Genomic DNA, 16,508 nt, shown 5'->3' with positions numbered 1-16,508 from the left:
CGGTCAGTCCAGCTTCACGCCCGCCTGCTTGATCACCGGCCCCCAGCGCCTGGCCTCTTCGCGCGCCATGGCGTGGAACTGCGCGGGCGTGCCGGGCAGTGGCTCCATGCCGAAGTCGGTCAGGCGCTTCTGCACCGCGGGCGCGGCCAGCGCCTTGTTCAACTCGCCATTGAGGCGCGTGAGGATGGGGTCCGGGAGTCCCGCCGGGCCGAGCAGCCCCTGGAAGGCATAGACCTCCGCATCGCGCACGCCGGATTCCGCCAGTGTCGGCACGTTCGGCAGGCTGGGCGCACGGCGCGCGGAGCCGATCGCCAGCGCGCGCACCTTGCCCGACTGGATCACCGGCAGGCCGGCCGCCAAGTCCAGGAACATGCAGGGCACCTGGCCTCCCATCACGTCCTGCATCGCCGGCGCGGCGCCGCGGTACGGGATGTGCGTGATGAAGGTGCCGGTGCGGTTCTTGAACAGCTCCATCGCCAGGTGGTGCGGCGAGCCGTTGCCGGGCGAGGCGTAATTCAACTTGCCGGGATTGGCCTTGGCATAGGCGATGAAGTCGGCCAGCGTGCGGGCCTCGAAACCGGGATTCACCACCAGCGCGAGCGGGAAGCGGGCGATGGCGCCGATGTAGGTGAAGTCGCGGTCGGGGTTGAACGGCAGCTTGGTGAACAGGTGCTCGTTGAAGGCCAGGATCGCGTTGTCGGCCGACATGACCGTGTAGCCGTCCGGCTTCGCATGCGCGACCAGGTCGCCGCCGATGTTGGTCGACGCACCGGGCCGGTTGTCCACCAGGATTTGCTGGCCGAGCCCGGCGCGCATCGTCTCGGCGATCGTGCGCGCGAGGGCGTCGGTGCCGCCGCCAGCCGGGTACGGCACGATCCAGCGGATCGGCTGGTTCGGATACGCGGCCTGGGCACGCGCCTGCGAAGCCGCGGCCAGGGCGGCTGCGGCGAGGAAGTGTCTGCGTTGCATGGTGGTCTGGGAGGTGGTTGCGCGATCAGACGGGCGCCGCGATGGTCTGCTCGATGGCGCCGAAGACGGTCTGGCCGTCGCGGCCCTTGACCTCGATGCGGATGGTGTCGCCGAACTTCATGAACTCGGTCGACGGCTTGCCGTCCTGGATGGTCTCGATCGCGCGCTTCTCGGCGATGCAGCTGTAGCCCTTGGGCCAGTCCATCCGGCCGTCCTTCTCGACACCCTTGTTGCTCACCGTGCCGGAGCCGACGATGCTGCCGGCGCGCACGTTGCGCGTCTTGCAGATGTGCGCGATCAGCTGGCCGAAGGAGAACGTCATCTCCGGGCCGGCCTCGCACATGCCCACGCGACGGCCGTTCCAGGTGGATTGCACGGTCATGTGCAGGCGCCCGCCCTGCCACGCATCGCCGACTTCGTCGGGCGTGACCGCCACCGGGCTGAACGCGGTCGCCGGCTTGCTCTGGAAGAACCCGAAGCCCTTGGCCAGCTCGGACGGGATCAGGTTGCGCAGGCTGACGTCGTTGGCCAGCATCAGGAGGCGCACGCCCTCGAGCGCCTGCTCCGGCGTCGATCCCATCTTCACGTCGCCGGTGATCACCGCGACCTCGGCCTCGAAGTCGATGCCGAAGGCTTCGTTCGGCACCACGACGTCGTCGCAGGGACCGAGGAAGTCGTCGCTGCCGCCCTGGTACATCAACGGGTCGCTGTAGAAGGTCTCCGGCACTTCGGCCTTGCGCGCCGCGCGCACCAGTTCCACATGATTGATGTACGCCGAGCCGTCGGCCCACTGGTACGCGCGCGGCAGCGGCGCCATGCAGCGCTGCGGATCGAACGGAAATGCATGGCGCGACTTGCCCTGGTTCAGGGCCTCGTACAGGTCCTGCAACTGGGGGGCGATGAAGCCCCAGTCGTCCAGCGCCTGCTGCAGTTTGCCGGCGATGCCGGTCGCATAATGGGCTGAGCTCAGGTCGCGCGAGACCACCACCAGCTGCCCGTCGCGAGAGCCGTCCTTGTACGTCGCAAGCTTCATCCGGATTTGCCTTCGCTATGCGCTCCGCGCTAGAGTCGCCGCCGACTCGCGCATTACGCATCGTGAAATGAATTTACCTAATCGAAATTCTACAAGACCCGTCCCGGCATGAAGGAACGCGCCGGGATCCAGTCCGTGGAGGTGGGCTTCGCGCTGCTCGAGGCGCTGGGCCGCGCTGCCGGGCCGCAGATGCTGCGTGACCTGGCGGCCGCCGCCGGCATGAGCGCCGCCAAGGCGCATCGCTACCTCGTGAGCTTCCAGCGCCTGCAGCTGGTCGTGCAGGACCCCACCAGCACGCGCTACGACCTCGGGCCCGCCGCGCTGAAGCTCGGGCTCGCGTCGCTCTCGCGCCTCGACGCGGTCAAGCTCGGTCGCGTGCGCGCCAACGTGCTGATGGAGCAGATCGGCCACACGGTGGCGCTGGCCGTGTGGGGCAACCACGGGCCGACCATCGTGCACTGGGAAGAGTCGCCGCAGGCCGTGACGGTGAACCTGCGCCTGGGCGACGTGATGCCGCTGCTGTCGTCGGCCACCGGGCGCTGCTTCGCCGCCTATGTGTCCAAGGACGCGATCGCGCCGATGCTGCGCGAGGAACTCACGCGGGCGCAGAAGCAGGGCCGCGCCGACGTGCCCGCCACCATGGCGGGCGTGCGCACCATGCTCGACGAGGTGCGTGCGCGCGGCGCATCCCGCGTCGTCGACGTGCTGCTGCCCGGCATCGTCGGCTTCTGCGCGCCGGTGTTCGACGCCGACGGGCACATCGCGCTGGGCATCGTCGCGCTCGGGCCGACGGGCACCTTCGATCCCGAATGGGACGGCGCAGTCCACACGCCGCTGCGGCAGGCCGCGCAACAACTGTCCCGCGACCTGGGCTGGCGGGGATGACCCCCGCAGCCGGCGTGCCCTGGCGGCCGCTGGTGGCGGTCACGACGGCGGTGCTCTGCGTGCACATGCTCGCGCTGCACGGCCTTCCGCGTCGACTCACGTGGCGTCCCGCGCCGCCGCATCTGGTGTTCGAGCTGCGCGCACCGCAGGCGAGCGCCGCCGTGCAGGCGCCTGCTCCCGTCCCGGCGAGGGCCGACGACGCAACGCCGACGCCCGCGTCCGTCGCCACGCCTTCGGCAAGGCCCTTGCGCAGTGCACCGCGCGGGACGAGCACACCGAGTGCCCATCGCTCCTCGTCGTCGGTCACCATCCCCGCGAGCATCACCTGGCGCTATGCCGCCAGCGGGCAGTGGCGCGGCTCGCCCGTGGCAGGCGACGCAACGCTCGCGTGGTTGCACGAAGGCAGCCGCTACGAGGCCGCATTCACGCTCGCGGCGCCACCCCTGCCCGCGCGCGAGCAGCACAGTGCCGGCGACGTGGCCGCGGACGGCCTGCGGCCACGCCGCTTCGCCGAGCGGCAGCGCAGCGAGCAGGCGGCGCACTTCGACCGCGACGCGGGCCGCATCGCCTTCAGCAGCAACCGGCCGCAGGCGTCGCTGCAACCGGGCGGCCAGGACCGGCTTTCGTTGCTCGTGCAGTTGCCCGCGCTGGCCGGGGCCCACCCCGAGCGCTTCGCACCCGGCATGGCGGTGTCCCTGCAGGTCGCGGGCACCCGCGAAGCGGACGAGTGGCGCTTCACGGTCGAGGGCGCGGAGGACCTGGCGCTGCCCGCAGGCACCGTGCATGCGCTGCGGCTCACTCGCGTCGCACGCGGCCTGTACGACCCTCGCCTGGAGCTCTGGCTGGCCCCCGGCCATGACTACGCCCTTGTGCGCCTGCGTCTGACGCCCCCCGGTGGCGATTGGCTCGACCTGCAGTGGTCAGGCACCGACAAACGCTGAGCCTGGCGGCCCCTACTCTGGATGCCAAGGAGAAGCCGCCATTGCGGCTCTTGAAACAGCCCCAGGCGTTGGCATCTATCGGCTAAAGGAACCACCATGCAAATGCTCTATGACTCGGACTCCTTCGTCGTCGTGCACATGCAGGCGAACGAAGCGGCCGAGGGTGACACGCCACCGGCCATCGTGCGGCACGGCTTCGAGATCGTCGACAAGCGCTCCAACAAGGAGGTTTATCTCGACGGTACCTGGGCGGATGCGTTCCAGCGCCAGATCAACGCCTGGCAGCTGAACACGCCCACCCAGGAAGAGGTCGAGGAAACGCTCGACGGCTACGCCGAACTGGCGCAGAACCCGCTCGTGATGCACTGAGCGCGAGAAGCCCTCCGCGCTCCACGACAGCACAGCTGACCCGCTCAGCACCGCAACCCGTCCGTCATCCGATCAGTCCGCCGCGCCGAGCATGGCGCGCGGCCGGCTCCCCCGTCGGGCAGCAGCCCGTACGATTCCGCCATGTCATGGCATCGCCTTCGCTGCCTCGTCGGCGCCTCGCTGCTGGCGATCGCGGCGGGCTGCGCCGCGACGGGACCTTCCGTCGACAAGCTGCTTCCCGCGGACCTGCTGCTGGTCGGCGAGCAGCACGACGACGCCGGCCACCAGGTGCGTCACCGCGACCTGGTGCAGGCACTCGCCGTGCGCGACAAGCTGGCCGCGGTTGCGATCGAGATGGCCGAACAGGGCAGCAGCACCGCCGGACTGCCGCGCGAGGCCGACGACTCCACCGTGCGTGCCTCGCTGCGCTGGGACGAGGCGGCATGGCCGTGGCAGCCCTATGCGCCCGCCATCATGGCCGCCGTGCGGGCCGGCGTCCCGGTGCTGGGCGCCAACCTGCCGCGTGACCGCGTGCGCGCGGCGATGCAGGACGAATCGCTGGACAGCACCCTGGATCCGGCCTCGCTGGAGGCGCAACGGGACGCCGTGCGCACCGGCCATTGCGACCTGTTGCCGGAGGCCCAGCTGGCGCCGATGGCCAGGGTGCAGATCGCGCGGGACCGGATGATGGCCCGCACCCTCGTGGCCGCGGCCGTGCCCGGCCAGACCGTGCTGCTGCTGGCCGGCGCCGGGCACGTCGATCCGGCCCTGGGCGTGCCGCGCCACCTGCCGCCTTCGCTCACCGTGCGATCGCTGGTGCTGGGGCCGACAGGCGCTGCGCCCGCCAGGGACCACTGCGCCGAGCTGCGGCAGCAGTGGCAACGCCGGCCGCCGGCCTCGTAGGCCGGCTCGTCTAGGCCGCGTTGGCCTTGATGGAATCGGCCAGCGTGTTCACCAGCTGGTCGATGTGCGTCTTCTCGACGATGTAGGGCGGCGCGATCACCAGCACGTCGCCGGCCGAGCGCACCAGCGTGCCCTTGCGGTAGCAGTCCAGGAAGATGTTGAAGGCGCGCTTGCCCGGCGCACCCGAGATCGGCGCCAGTTCCACGGCAGCGGCCAGACCCAGGCTGCGGATGCCGATGACGTTGGGCAGGCCCTTGAAGGTCGCGTGGAACGCGTCGCCCAGCACCTTGCCCATCTCGCCCGCGCGCTGGAACAGGTTCTCCTGCTTGAACAGGTCCAGTGTCGCAATCGCCGCCGCGCAGGCGACCGGATGCCCCGAGTAGGTGTAGCCGTGGAAGAACTCGACGACGTGCTCCGGCGCGTCGGTCTTCATCATCGCGTCGTACAGGCGGTCGCTGCAGACCACGCCACCGAGCGGCACCACGCCGTTGGTGACGCACTTGGCGAAGTTCAGCATGTCGGGCACGACGCCGAAGAAGTCGGCCGCGAAGTTGGTGCCCATGCGGCCGAAGCCGGTGATGACCTCGTCGAAGATCAGCAGGATGCCGTGCTTGTCGCAGATCTGGCGCAGGCGCTGCAGGTAGCCCTTGGGCGGCAGGTACCAGCCCGCCGACCCGGCCACCGGCTCGACGATGATCGCGGCCACGTTGCTGGGGTCGTGCAGCGGCAGGATGCGCTGCTCGAGTTCCAGCAGCGGGTCCTCCTTCCACTCGGGCAGCTGGTTGTGGATGTAGGCGTGGTTGACCGGGTCGTGGATGAACCGCATGTGGTCCACGCGCGGCAGCAGCGAGGAGCCGAACACCTTGCGATTGGCCGGGATGCCACCGACGGACATGCCGCCGAAGCCGACGCCGTGGTAGCCGCGCTCGCGGCCGATGAACACGTTGCGGTGGCCCTCGCCGCGGGCGCGGTGGTAGGCCAGCGCGACCTTCATGGAGGTATCGGCCGCTTCGGAACCGGAGTTGCAGAACAGCACCTTGTTCAGGTCGCCGGGCGCCATCGCCGCGATCATCTCGGCGGCCTTGAACGCCTTGTCGTTCGAGATCTGGAAGGCGGTGGCGTAGTCCAGCGTGTCCAGCTGCTGCTTGATCGCCTCGTTGATCGGCTTGCGGTTGTGGCCCGCGCCCACGCACCACAGGCTGGACACGCCGTCGAGCACCTTGCGGCCATCGTGCGTGGTGAACTCCATGCCGTCGGCCTTCACGAACACCCGCGGGTCCTTGCGGAAATGCCGGTTGGGCGTGAACGGCAACCACTGGTTGTCCATGTTGAAGTCGTTGTAGGCCATGCTCAGCTCCTTGATGCGGACGATGATTGTGCTGCCGGCGACGGCGCGCGGGTGGCGTAGGGATTAGCGGCGATCGCTAGCGACGGATCGCGCCGAACACCTTCTGCAGGATGGCGCTTCCGGTGCCGATGGGGTCCTGGCGGATCTTCTTCTCCTCGTCGCCGATCACGAGGTACAGCCCGTCCAGCGCCTTGCGCGTGACGTACTGGTCGATGTTGGCGTCCTCCTGCCTGAGCAGCCCCACGCCGGCGGCCTTGCCCGCGATGCGGTCGTACTTGGCCGCGAGCCCGACCCTGGAGGTGGCCTGCCTGACGGCGGGCAGGAACTGCGCCGCCAGCGGCGTGCGCGTGCGTTCGGCAAAGAAGTCGGTGACCGAGGTCTCGCCGCCGGTGAGGATGTTCTTGGCATCGGCGACGGTCATCGACCGCGCGGCGTTCACGAGCAGGGTCTTCGCCATCGGCACCGCGTTCTCCGCGGCCCGGTTGAGGGCGACTTCCAGTTCCTCGATCTGCTGGCCCTGGCCGATTGCCCTGAGGAATTTCGAGGCGTCCTGCAGCGCGCCGGGCAGCGGGATGTGCACGCGCGGATTGGCGAGGAAGCCGTCCTGCACGCCCAGCACCTGCACGGCCGTGAGCGCGCCCGTTTCCAGGGCGGTCTTCAGGCCCTTGGTCGCGTCCGCATTGCTCAGCGACGCCAGCGTCTGGGCACGCGCGAGGGGCGGCAGCCACAGCGCGGCGGGTGCGAGGACGAGGGCACGGGACAACTGGCGGCGATGCATGCGGGATCCGGAAGAGATGGGGCATCGATGATGCCTGTCCGCCCCGACCGGCAACGGGACCGACCCGCTGCGACAATCGGCCCAGCCATGACGAACGCCTACATCCTCACCCTGTCCTGCCCCGACCGCACCGGCATCGTCCATGCGGTCTCCGGTTTCCTGCTCGAACGCGGCGGCAACATCGAGGAGGCGGCCCAGTACAACGATCCGGACACCGGGCTGTTCTTCATGCGCGTGCAGTTCGCTTGCGACCGGCTCGCAGCCGAGCAGCTGCGCGCCGAGCTGGAGCAGTTCGCCGCGCCGTTCGGCATGACGTGGAAGCTGCACGCCACGCGCCAGCCCATGCGCACGGTGATCCTGGTCAGCCGCGAAGGTCACTGCCTCAATGACCTGTTGTTCCGCTGCAAGAGTGGCCTGCTGCCGGTGGAGGTGGCGGCGATCATCTCCAACCACCGCGACTTCTACCAGCTGGCCGCCAGCTACAACGTGCCGTTCCACCACATCCCGGTGACCGCGGCGACCAAGGCCCATGCCGAAGAGCGGCAGCTGGAGATCATCGCGGCGGAGAAGGCCGAGCTCGTGGTGCTGGCGCGCTACATGCAGATCCTCTCGGACAACCTGTGCCGGCAGCTGTCGGGCCGCGCGATCAACATCCACCACAGCTTCCTGCCGAGCTTCAAGGGCGCCAAGCCGTACTACCAGGCACACGACCGCGGCGTGAAGCTGATCGGCGCGACGGCCCACTACGTGACCGCCGACCTGGATGAGGGTCCCATCATCGAGCAGGACGTCGCACGGGTGGACCACTCCCACACCGTGGAAGACCTCACGGCGGTCGGTCGCGACACCGAGAGCCAGGTGCTGGCCCGTGCCGTCAAGTGGCACAGCGAACACCGCGTGCTGCTGAACGGGCACAAGACGGTCGTCTTCAAGTGACGCGCAGCGGCACGCAAGAGGACCGTCCCCGCGCAGGCGGGGACCCAGCGCAACGCGCTCCATGAGTGCGCGCATCCCGCCGATCCAGTGCCTCCTCACCTTCGAGGCGCTGGCGCGGTTGCGCTCGGTGACGCTGGCCGCCGACGAGCTGTGCGTCACGCCCAGCGCGGTCAGCCACCGCGTGCGCCAGCTCGAACAGATCATCGGCACCAAGCTGTTCGGCCGCGCCGACTTCTCGCTCACGACCGAAGGCAGCGAGTACCTGGCCCACGTGCGTGAAGGGCTCGCCAGTCTGGAGCGGTTCCCGGGCCAGGGCAGCAGCCAGGGCAAGCGCAAGCTGCGCGTCGCGGTCACGCCGACGTTCGCGCGCTCGCTGCTGATGCCGCGGCTGCGCGGCTTCATCGATGCGTACCCCGAGATCGACCTCACGCTGCAGGTGTCGATCCCGCTGCTGGACGTGGTCGCCGAAGACGCAGACCTGATGGTGCGTTTCGGCACCGGCCGCTATGCCGATGTCGAGCACCGGTGCCTGGTCACCGACGACGTCACGCCGCTGTGCTCGCCGACCTTCCTGCGCGAGCATGGCCCGTTCGACACCATCGACGACCTGCTGCAGGCCAAGTTGATCCGCAGCCCGCTCGAGCCCTGGCGCACCTGGTTCCTGGCGCACGGCGTGGACGTCCCCGAACCGGCCGACGGCTCCTCCTTCAACGACATCGGCCTGATGTGCGACGCCGCAGCTCAAGGCCTTGGCATCGCGCTGGTGCGCCTGAAGCTCGGCCAGCCGTGGCTGGAACACGGCACGCTGGTGCGCATCGCATCGCGCAACGTGCCGAGCCCGCATGCCCACTACCTGTGCTGGCGCACCGGCGCCATGGACCGCTGGGAGTGCGCCGCGTTCGCCGACTGGCTCAGGTCCAGCCTGGCGTAACGACCTGCGCGTTGAGCGCCGCGGCGTGCCGCCGTGAATAAACTTCAGCCCGCATCCGCCTGATCTGGCTTACCGTCCACCCATGAACGCACCGCTCGCCCCCGAGATCGCCGAGCAGGCCAGGCTGCTCGACCGGCTGCTGCCTGCCTTGCGCGCCGTGCTGCCGCAGCATGCGCTGCTGTGGCACGCCGAGGAGACCCGCCCCTATGAATGCGACGGACTCACCGCCTACCGCCAGCGGCCGCTGGCCGTCGCGCTGCCGGAGACCGAAGCGCAGGTGCAGGGCGTGCTGCGCGCCTGCCACGCGCTGCGCGTGCCGGTGGTCGCACGCGGCGCGGGCACCGGCCTGTCCGGCGGCGCGATGCCGAACCGCCTGGGCGTGACGCTGTCCCTGGCCAAGTTCAATCGCATCCTCGCGGTCGATCCGGTAAGCCGCACGGCGCGCGTGCAATGCGGCGTGCGCAATCTCGCGATCAGCGAGGCGGCGGCGCCCTACGGGCTGTACTACGCGCCGGATCCCTCCAGCCAGATTGCCTGCACGATCGGCGGCAACGTGGCGGAGAACTCGGGCGGCGTGCACTGCCTGAAGTACGGGCTGACCATCCACAACGTGCTGAAGGTGCGCGGGTTCACGGCCGAAGGCGAGCCGGTGGAATTCGGCAGCGAGGCGCTCGACGTGCCGGGCTACGACCTGCTCAGCATCCTGGTCGGCAGCGAAGGCATGCTGGCCGTCACCACCGAGGTCACGGTGAAGCTGGTGCCCAAGCCGCAGCTGGCGCGCTGCATCATGGCCAGCTTCGACGACCTGCGCAAAGCCGGCGATGCCGTGGCGGCGGTCATCGCGGCCGGCATCATCCCGGCCGGCCTGGAGATGATGGACAAGCCGATGACGGCGGCCGTCGAGGATTTCGTGCACGCCGGCTACGACTTGGCCGCCGAGGCCATCCTGCTGTGCGAGAGCGACGGCACGCCGGAGGAGGTCGAGGAGGAGATCGGCCGCATGAGCGAGGTGCTGCGCGCTTCCGGCGCGACTGCCATCGCGGTCAGCCGCGACGAGGCCGAGCGCCTGCGGTTCTGGAGCGGTCGCAAGAACGCTTTTCCGGCCTCGGGCCGCATCAGCCCCGACTACATGTGCATGGACTCGACGATCCCTCGCAAGCGGCTGGCCGACATCCTGCTGGCGATCCAGCAGATGGAGAAGAAGTACGCCCTGCGCTGCGCCAACGTGTTCCACGCCGGCGACGGCAACCTGCACCCGCTGATCCTGTTCGATGCCAACGACGCCGACCAGCTGCACCGCTGCGAGCAGTTCGGCGCCGACATCCTGGAGACCAGCGTCGCCATGGGCGGCACCGTGACGGGCGAGCACGGCGTGGGCGTCGAGAAGCTGAACTCGATGTGCGTGCAGTTCAGCCCCGAGGAGCGCGAGCAGATGCTGGGGGTCAAGCGCGCCTTCGATGCCGAAGGGATGCTCAATCCCGGCAAGGTGATCCCCACGCTGCAGCGCTGCGCCGAGTACGGCAAGGAGCTGGTGCGCGGCGGCCGCCTCGCGCATCCGGAGCTGCCGCGGTTCTGAAACCGGACCGGGCGCGATCGCCCGTGCTCCCGAAACGGCTGAGCCCGGTTAGCATGCGGCGAACCGTCCTCCCGCCCCACCCATGTCGCTGTTCATCAGCATCGCCGCCTACTGCGATCCCGTGCTCGCGTTCACGCTGGCCCAGGCGCAGGCCACGGCACGTCGGCCCGAGGACCTGCACTTCGGCATCTTCGACCAGAGCCCCGACCCGCTGCCGCCGTCGCTCCTCGCAGCGCTGGCGCCTTCGCGCGTCAGCTACCAGCGCATCGACCCGGTCTATGCACGGGGTCCCTGCTGGACCGCGCGGCGACGATGGCCCTCTACGACGGCGAGGACTGGTTCCTGCAGCTGGACTCGCACATGGACTTCGACGACGGCTGGGACGAGCGCCTGGTCGCGCAGGCCGAGGCGCTGCAGGCCGGGCGCCCGGGCGTGGTGATCTCCTCGTACCCGAACGCCTTTGCGTTCGAGCACGGATTGCCGGTGCGCCGTTCGGTCACGCAGGGCGTGCTTGCGCACGTGCTCAAGCCAGGGACGCAGTTCGATCCGCAGCATCCGGTGCTGGCCTTCGAGGCGCACCCGGTCGACAGCGAGCGGCCGCTGCGCGGATTCCACCTGGGCGCTGGCTGCCTCTTTGCGCCGGGCCGCTTCGCGCTGGCGTTCCCCTACGACCCGGCGCTGTATTTCCACGGCGAGGAACAGGCGCTGGCCGCGCGGCTGTTCACGCATGGCTGGGACATCGTGCACATGCCGGCGTTGCCGATCTACCACCTGTACAACGACGGCGCTTCCGGCGCTCCGCCGCGTCCGCTGCACTGGGACCAGGCGCACGAGGCCAAGCGCAGCCTGAGCTGGTGGACGCTGGAACAGCGCTCGCGGGCGCGGCTGGCCGCGGTGCTGCGCGGCGATCCGCTGGGCGTCTACGGCCTGGGCACCGTGCGCACCATGGCCGAGTACGCGGCCCTGAGCGGCATCGACTACGCCGCGCGCACGCTCGGCCCGCAGGCTTACCGGCCGCTGCCGCCGGCCTGAGCGCCGGCCATCACGTCCCGCGCCAGGCACAGGTCGGCCCAAGCCTTGGCCTTGTCGTGCAGGTTGCGCAGCAGGTAGGTGGGCGGATACGTCACGACCACCTGCACGCCTTCGTACCCGTGCACGGTGCCGCGCAGGCGGCCGATCGGCTCCGGCGTGCGCAACAAGCCCTGCGCCGCGAAGCGTCCCATCAGCAGGATCACGCGCGGCTGCACCAGGGCCAGTTGCCGGCGCAGGAACGGCTCCCACTGCGCGAGCTCCTGGGGCTCGGGATTGCGACCGCCGGGCGGGCGGCATTTCAGCAATGTCGTGACGTGCACATGGCGCTGGCGTTCCAGGCCGATGGCACGCAGCATGTTCTCCAGCAAGGTGGCGGCCTGGCCAGTGAACGGCTCCGTGGCTGCACCGTCCGCATCGCCCGGGGCGTCGCCCACCACCATCCAGTCCGCGCGACGTGGGCCCGTGCCGAGCACTGCGGGCCGACCTGCCGCGACTTCGTGCATTGCGGCCTCCAGGGCGTCCCAGTCGAGGGCGCCGAGGCCGGCGTCGTGATCCTCCGAGATGGGCCGCGCCGCCACCTCGCTTGGAGCAGGCGCGGGTGTAGGCGGGGACTGCACTCGTGCGACGGTGGGCGGCGGCGCCGCGGGCAGCGCGCGTGTCGCCTCTTCGCGGGGCTGCGCCTCGGGCGCCTGCACCGGCGGCAACAGGTGCAGGCCCATCTCACGCAGCATCGCCACGCGGCGCGCATCGAGTTGCAGGGTCACAGTTTCAGGCTCATGACGATGGCGTCCTCGCGCCGTCCCCCGGCCGCGGGGTAGTAGTTCTTGCGCTCGCCGACGCGACGGAAATCGTGGCGCTCGTAGATCGACAGCGCACGCAGGTTGCTCACGCGCACCTCGAGCCACAGCCACTGCGCGCCCTGCTGGCGCGACCACAGCGCCAGCGCCTCCAGCATGAGCCGGCCCCAGCCCTGGCCGCGGTCGGCGTGCGCCACCGTGATGTTCAGCAGGTGGACTTCGTCGACGCCCTTCATGGCGACGAAGTAGCCGAGCACGCGGTCCGGCGCGCAGAGCAGCTGCGCCTGGTAGCCCGAGCGCAGCGAATCGACGAAGTTGCCGTGCGTCCACGGATGGTCATACGCGCCGCGCTCGATGCGCAGCACCTCGTCGAGCCGGTCTTCGGTCATCGGCTCGAACGCGGCTTCGTCGGCGTGGAGGACTGCACTCATCAGGCAACCTCCGCGCGACGCGCTGCGGTATTCGACTTGGGAACGGCCCGGCGTCTCATGGGGCCATTCTGTCCTGCCGGGCGGCGGCGCGCTCGGCCGTCGTCTGGGCGACCTTGTCGCGCACATAGAGGGGCAGCGCCTCCTCGGCGGGCCGCCCCTCGCCGTCGGCCAGCAGCGCTGGCGCCAACCGCAGCAGCGCCGCCGCGGTGGGCAACGCCTCGATCCGCGCGGCGCCGCCCGCCAGGCGATCGCCATAGGCACGGAACACGTTGCCGGCGAGCACGATCCCTTCCGGCGCGCCCACCGCCTCGGGCGCAGCGAGCCGCACCGGGCCCTCGCGATGCCAGCGGCGGCCGTCGTGCGTGTAACGCGCCGCGTAGACCTCGTCCATGCGCGCATCGAGCAGGGCCAGCACGTCGTGGGCACCGGCGCGCTCGCGCGCTTCCTCGGCCACGGCCATCAGGGTCTCCACGGGCAGCACCGGCACGGCGGCTCCCAGCGCCAGTCCCTGCGCCACCGAGCAGGCCGTGCGCAGCCCGGTGAACGACCCGGGCCCACTGCCGAACACGATGGCATCGAGCGCGGGCAGCGCGAGGCCGGCCTGCTGCAGCAGCGCGAGCACGGTGGGAATCAGCGTGGCCGACGCCTTGGCGCCGCCTTCGCCGGCCTGCGCGAAGGTCACGCCCTTGCCCGCAACCGCGACGCTGAGCGCCTCGGTGCTGGTGTCGAATGCGAGCAGGTTCACGGTGTGTCGTCGGCCGGGGCGGACGCGCATTATCGGCCCCGATAATCGCGGCCATGCGCCTGCTGCTGCTCGTCGTCGCCTTGCTGGCCGCCAGCGTGTCGGCGGCGGAATCCCTGCCGCCCGAGATCGACGCCGCGCTCGCCGCCGCGCACCTGCCACAGGATGCCGTGACGCTGGTCATCACCGACGTCGATCCCGCCCAGCCGCCGCGCCTGGTGCACCGCGCCGACGCGCCGATCAGCCCGGCCTCGATCGCCAAGCTGGGCACCACGCTCGCGGCGCTGGACCTCCTGGGTCCCGCCTACACGTGGACCACGCAGGTGCTGGTCGACGGGCCGATCGTCGCGGGCACCCTTCAGGGCAACCTGTACATCAAGGGCCAGGGCGATCCCAAGCTGGTGCTCGAGCGGCTGTGGATGCTCCTGCGGCGGGTGCGCGCCCAGGGCATCGAGCAGGTCGCCGGCGACATCGTGCTGGATCACACCGCGTTCGAGGTGCCGCCGACCGATCCGTCCGCGTTCGATGGCGAGCCCCTGCGCCCCTACAACGCCGCCCCCGACGCCCTGCTGCTCAACTTCAAGTCCGTGACCCTGGGCTTCATGCCGCAGGCGGACGGCATCGCGCGCGTGATCGCCGATCCGCCACTGGCCGGCGTGGTCTGGCCCGCGCTGGTGCCGGTGGCTCCGGGCGGCTGCGGCGACTGGCGCGGCGCGTTGCGGGCCGACTTCAGCGACCCGCTGTTTCCGCGCTTCCTCGGGGCCTATCCGGCGGCCTGCGGCGAACGCAGCTGGCCTGTCGCCTTTGCCGACCCGGGCAGCTATGCGCCCCGCGCCGTGGCCGGCATGTGGCACGAGGTGGGCGGCCACACCTCGGGCGTCGTCCGCGACGGCACCACGCCGGCCACCGCGACGCCGGTTGCCGAGACCGTCTCGCCCTCGCTCGCCGAGGTCGTGCGCGACGTCAACAAGTTCAGCAACAACGTGATGGCGCAGCAGCTGTTCCTCACGCTCGGGCTGCGCCTGCGTGGCGCCGGCACGCGCGAGGCGGGGCGCGACGTCGTCAGCACCTGGTGGCGCGAACGCATCTCGACCGACGTGCCGTGGTTCGACAACGGCTCGGGCCTCTCGCGTGACACGCGCATCACCGGGCAGCAACTGGTGCGCCTGCTGCAGTACGGCTGGTCGTCGCCGGTGATGCCCGAACTCATGGCCTCGCTGCCCGTCGCCGGTGCGGACGGCACCTTGCGCACGACCCGCGCGGGCACGAGCGCCCACCTGAAGTCCGGCTCGCTGCGTGACGTCTGGGGCGTGGCCGGCTATGTCGACGGGGCGAACGGACGGCGCTACGTGCTGGTCGCCGTCGCCAACCACCCGAATGCGTCGCCGCAACCGCTGCCGCGCGGGCAGCGCACGATCGGCATGCGGGGCGTCGTCGAAGCGCTGCTGGCGTGGATGGGCCGGCAGCCATGATCCGGACCGACTTGGTGGGCTACCTGGCCGCCTTCCTCACCACCTGCAGCTTCGTGCCGCAGGTGTGGCACACCTTCCGCACCCGCGACGTGGGCGGCATCTCGCTGGGCATGTACAGCGCCTTTGCCGCCGGCGTGGCGCTCTGGCTCGCCTATGGCGTGCTGCTGCGCGCCTGGCCCATCGTGCTGGCCAACGGGGTGACCTTGTCGCTCGCCCTGTGCATCCTCGCGATGAAGCTGCGGTTCGGACGCGCGCCGCAGGCGGCCCGCGGCCCGGGCCACTGACGACCCCAATGCAAGAGGGGCCCGCAGGCCCCTCTTCACATCGAGCGATGGCGATCAGAACCGCGCGCGCAGGCGATCCGCCGCGTAGTTGCCGAACAGGGCCTGGCCGACCGGCGTGAAGTAGACCGGATCGGCGAACAGCGTGGCGCCGGGCGCGAGCCCGGGCTGCAGCGTGGATCCCGTGCACTGGGACGAATTCACCTGGCCCGCGCCGATGCCGATGCCGGGCCCCGGATCGACCGAGGTGCAGATCACGCTGATGACATCGACGAGCGAGTAGGCGGCCGGATTGGCCGTCACCAGGTTGTAGAACAACGCGGTGTCGATGAACAGCGTCCTGGATCCGAGGTCGACGATGGAGACCAGCAGCGCGTCGTTGAACGCGCCGACCAGCGATTCGGCGAAGGGCGAGTGGCCGGTCGCGACCGCCCAGGGCGAGCGGCCCAGGTTGTAGGCACCCGCCACGAGCACGTGGGTGGCCCCTGCACCCACCAGCCGCCTGACCTGCGCGCCGAGGTCCCGCCCGGCCTGGGCGACGTGGCTGGTGGTCGTCGCCGCATCCTGCGTGCCGGCATCGAAGGCGGCCACTTCGGCCAGGATGTCCGAGACGCCGCCGGACACCAGCACGATGTCCTTGTCCTGCGGCTGGCCCGTCGTCAGGAAGGTGCCGACTTGCTCGGCGATGCTGGGCGTGCTGGCATCGCCGGCGGCGTCGGGCTTGGCCGTGACGCGCGCGCTGCCGTACGCGTAGTTGGTGCCGCCACCCGAGCTGGGGCCGACGATGAGTCCGTAGCGCGCCGCCAGCTGCTGCGTCCAGTTGACCCGCGTCGCATCGTTGATCGTGTACTGCGCGCCGCGCTGCCCGGCGTCGCTGAAGGCATCGCCAAATGCCACGACACGCGTCGGGTTGAACTGCGACACGACCGACTCGCCGCCGCCACAGGCGACCAGCAGGGACGACAGGCAGGTGGCCGCGAGGATCGCGCGGCGCAGCCGTTGGAAACGCATGGGGGAGTTCTCCGCGAAAAGCCCGCGTAGTGTAGCGAGCGCCTGCAAAGCGCCCGTCAACGCGCAGCCGGCG

Annotated in this window: 18 protein-coding genes; 10 read left to right on the top strand and 8 right to left on the bottom strand. The window is 70.4% G+C overall.

Annotation, left to right across the window (positions count from 1 at the left end):
• Positions 1 to 3 precede the first annotated feature (3 nt).
• Together ACPWT1_RS05085 and ACPWT1_RS05080 are read right to left on the bottom strand one after the other, a co-directional pair.
• The gene (locus ACPWT1_RS05085) at positions 4 to 969 is read right to left on the bottom strand and encodes a Bug family tripartite tricarboxylate transporter substrate binding protein (protein WP_427914317.1); all 966 of its coding nucleotides are present in this window, start codon (positions 967 to 969) and stop codon (positions 4 to 6) included.
• A 25-nt stretch (positions 970 to 994) separates the two neighbouring features.
• Positions 995 to 2,002, bottom strand: coding sequence for a fumarylacetoacetate hydrolase family protein (locus ACPWT1_RS05080; RefSeq protein WP_427914316.1), 1,008 nt, complete (start codon positions 2,000 to 2,002; stop codon positions 995 to 997).
• Positions 2,003 to 2,110: 108 nt separating this feature from the next.
• On the opposite strand from ACPWT1_RS05080, the gene ACPWT1_RS05075 reads away from it, so the two are divergent.
• The 4 genes from ACPWT1_RS05075 (at position 2,111) to ACPWT1_RS05060 (ending at position 5,100) form a co-directional block, all read left to right on the top strand.
• Entirely contained in the window at positions 2,111 to 2,887 is a 777-nt protein-coding gene (locus tag ACPWT1_RS05075) for an IclR family transcriptional regulator (protein WP_427914315.1), read from the top strand.
• Positions 2,884 to 3,828 (top strand): DUF3108 domain-containing protein, encoded by a 945-nt coding sequence (locus tag ACPWT1_RS05070; protein WP_427914314.1) that lies wholly within the window; start codon positions 2,884 to 2,886, stop codon positions 3,826 to 3,828. Before ACPWT1_RS05075 ends, ACPWT1_RS05070 begins: the two co-directional genes overlap by 4 nt.
• Positions 3,829 to 3,924: 96 nt before the next feature.
• Positions 3,925 to 4,197 (top strand): BTH_I0359 family protein, encoded by a 273-nt coding sequence (locus tag ACPWT1_RS05065; RefSeq protein WP_427914313.1) that lies wholly within the window; start codon positions 3,925 to 3,927, stop codon positions 4,195 to 4,197.
• Positions 4,198 to 4,338: 141 nt separating this feature from the next.
• The gene (locus tag ACPWT1_RS05060; RefSeq protein WP_427914312.1) at positions 4,339 to 5,100 is read left to right on the top strand and encodes a ChaN family lipoprotein; all 762 of its coding nucleotides are present in this window, start codon (positions 4,339 to 4,341) and stop codon (positions 5,098 to 5,100) included.
• A 10-nt stretch (positions 5,101 to 5,110) separates the two neighbouring features.
• Here the strand turns inward: ACPWT1_RS05060 and ACPWT1_RS05055 are convergent, their stop codons facing one another.
• Positions 5,111 to 6,448, bottom strand: a complete 1,338-nt coding sequence (locus ACPWT1_RS05055) for an aminotransferase class III-fold pyridoxal phosphate-dependent enzyme (protein WP_427914311.1) — start codon at positions 6,446 to 6,448, stop codon at positions 5,111 to 5,113.
• Positions 6,449 to 6,524: 76 nt separating this feature from the next.
• Positions 6,525 to 7,226, bottom strand: a complete 702-nt coding sequence (locus ACPWT1_RS05050; RefSeq protein ID WP_427914310.1) for a DUF4197 domain-containing protein — start codon at positions 7,224 to 7,226, stop codon at positions 6,525 to 6,527.
• Between the two features lie 87 nt (positions 7,227 to 7,313).
• On the opposite strand from ACPWT1_RS05050, the gene purU reads away from it, so the two are divergent.
• From purU to ACPWT1_RS05030, 4 genes are all read left to right on the top strand, one after another.
• Complete coding sequence (purU, locus tag ACPWT1_RS05045) at positions 7,314 to 8,162, top strand: formyltetrahydrofolate deformylase (RefSeq protein WP_427914309.1); 849 nt, start codon at positions 7,314 to 7,316, stop codon at positions 8,160 to 8,162.
• Positions 8,163 to 8,223: 61 nt separating this feature from the next.
• Positions 8,224 to 9,093 carry a LysR substrate-binding domain-containing protein gene (locus ACPWT1_RS05040; protein ID WP_427914308.1) on the top strand — a complete coding sequence of 290 codons (870 nt, stop codon included), beginning with the start codon at positions 8,224 to 8,226 and terminating at the stop codon, positions 9,091 to 9,093.
• 82 nt (positions 9,094 to 9,175) lie between these two features.
• Positions 9,176 to 10,669 (top strand): FAD-linked oxidase C-terminal domain-containing protein, encoded by a 1,494-nt coding sequence (locus ACPWT1_RS05035; protein ID WP_427914307.1) that lies wholly within the window; start codon positions 9,176 to 9,178, stop codon positions 10,667 to 10,669.
• A 111-nt stretch (positions 10,670 to 10,780) separates the two neighbouring features.
• Positions 10,781 to 11,701 carry a GlcNAc-transferase family protein gene (locus ACPWT1_RS05030; protein WP_427915512.1) on the top strand — a complete coding sequence of 307 codons (921 nt, stop codon included), beginning with the start codon at positions 10,781 to 10,783 and terminating at the stop codon, positions 11,699 to 11,701.
• Here the strand turns inward: ACPWT1_RS05030 and ACPWT1_RS05025 are convergent.
• From ACPWT1_RS05025 to tsaB, 3 genes are read right to left on the bottom strand one after another with little or no spacing between them, the layout of a single operon-like run.
• The gene (locus ACPWT1_RS05025) at positions 11,677 to 12,465 is read right to left on the bottom strand and encodes a uracil-DNA glycosylase (protein WP_427914306.1); all 789 of its coding nucleotides are present in this window, start codon (positions 12,463 to 12,465) and stop codon (positions 11,677 to 11,679) included. The two genes, ACPWT1_RS05030 and ACPWT1_RS05025, sit on opposite strands and share 25 nt — an antisense overlap.
• The gene (gene rimI / locus ACPWT1_RS05020; RefSeq protein WP_427914305.1) at positions 12,462 to 12,929 is read right to left on the bottom strand and encodes a ribosomal protein S18-alanine N-acetyltransferase; all 468 of its coding nucleotides are present in this window, start codon (positions 12,927 to 12,929) and stop codon (positions 12,462 to 12,464) included. The genes ACPWT1_RS05025 and rimI overlap by 4 nt, the downstream gene beginning before the upstream one ends.
• Positions 12,930 to 12,984: 55 nt before the next feature.
• Positions 12,985 to 13,674, bottom strand: coding sequence for a tRNA (adenosine(37)-N6)-threonylcarbamoyltransferase complex dimerization subunit type 1 TsaB (gene tsaB / locus ACPWT1_RS05015; protein ID WP_427914304.1), 690 nt, complete (start codon positions 13,672 to 13,674; stop codon positions 12,985 to 12,987).
• 53 nt (positions 13,675 to 13,727) lie between these two features.
• Between tsaB and dacB the strand changes: the two genes are divergently transcribed.
• Positions 13,728 to 15,143 carry a D-alanyl-D-alanine carboxypeptidase/D-alanyl-D-alanine endopeptidase gene (dacB, locus tag ACPWT1_RS05010; protein ID WP_427914303.1) on the top strand — a complete coding sequence of 472 codons (1,416 nt, stop codon included), beginning with the start codon at positions 13,728 to 13,730 and terminating at the stop codon, positions 15,141 to 15,143.
• Complete coding sequence (locus ACPWT1_RS05005) at positions 15,140 to 15,427, top strand: SemiSWEET transporter (protein WP_427914302.1); 288 nt, start codon at positions 15,140 to 15,142, stop codon at positions 15,425 to 15,427. The genes dacB and ACPWT1_RS05005 overlap by 4 nt, the downstream gene beginning before the upstream one ends.
• A 54-nt stretch (positions 15,428 to 15,481) precedes the next feature.
• On the opposite strand, the gene ACPWT1_RS05000 is transcribed toward ACPWT1_RS05005, so the two are convergent.
• Positions 15,482 to 16,435, bottom strand: coding sequence for an SGNH/GDSL hydrolase family protein (locus ACPWT1_RS05000; RefSeq protein ID WP_427914301.1), 954 nt, complete (start codon positions 16,433 to 16,435; stop codon positions 15,482 to 15,484).
• Between the last annotated feature and the right edge of the window lie 73 nt (positions 16,436 to 16,508).

This window comes from Ramlibacter sp. MMS24-I3-19, assembly GCF_050320135.1.
Classification (GTDB): Bacteria; Pseudomonadota; Gammaproteobacteria; order Burkholderiales; family Burkholderiaceae_C; genus Ramlibacter.
The sequence above is the reverse complement of the archived record's forward strand: the minus strand, read 5'-3'. Positions and strand labels throughout refer to the sequence as shown.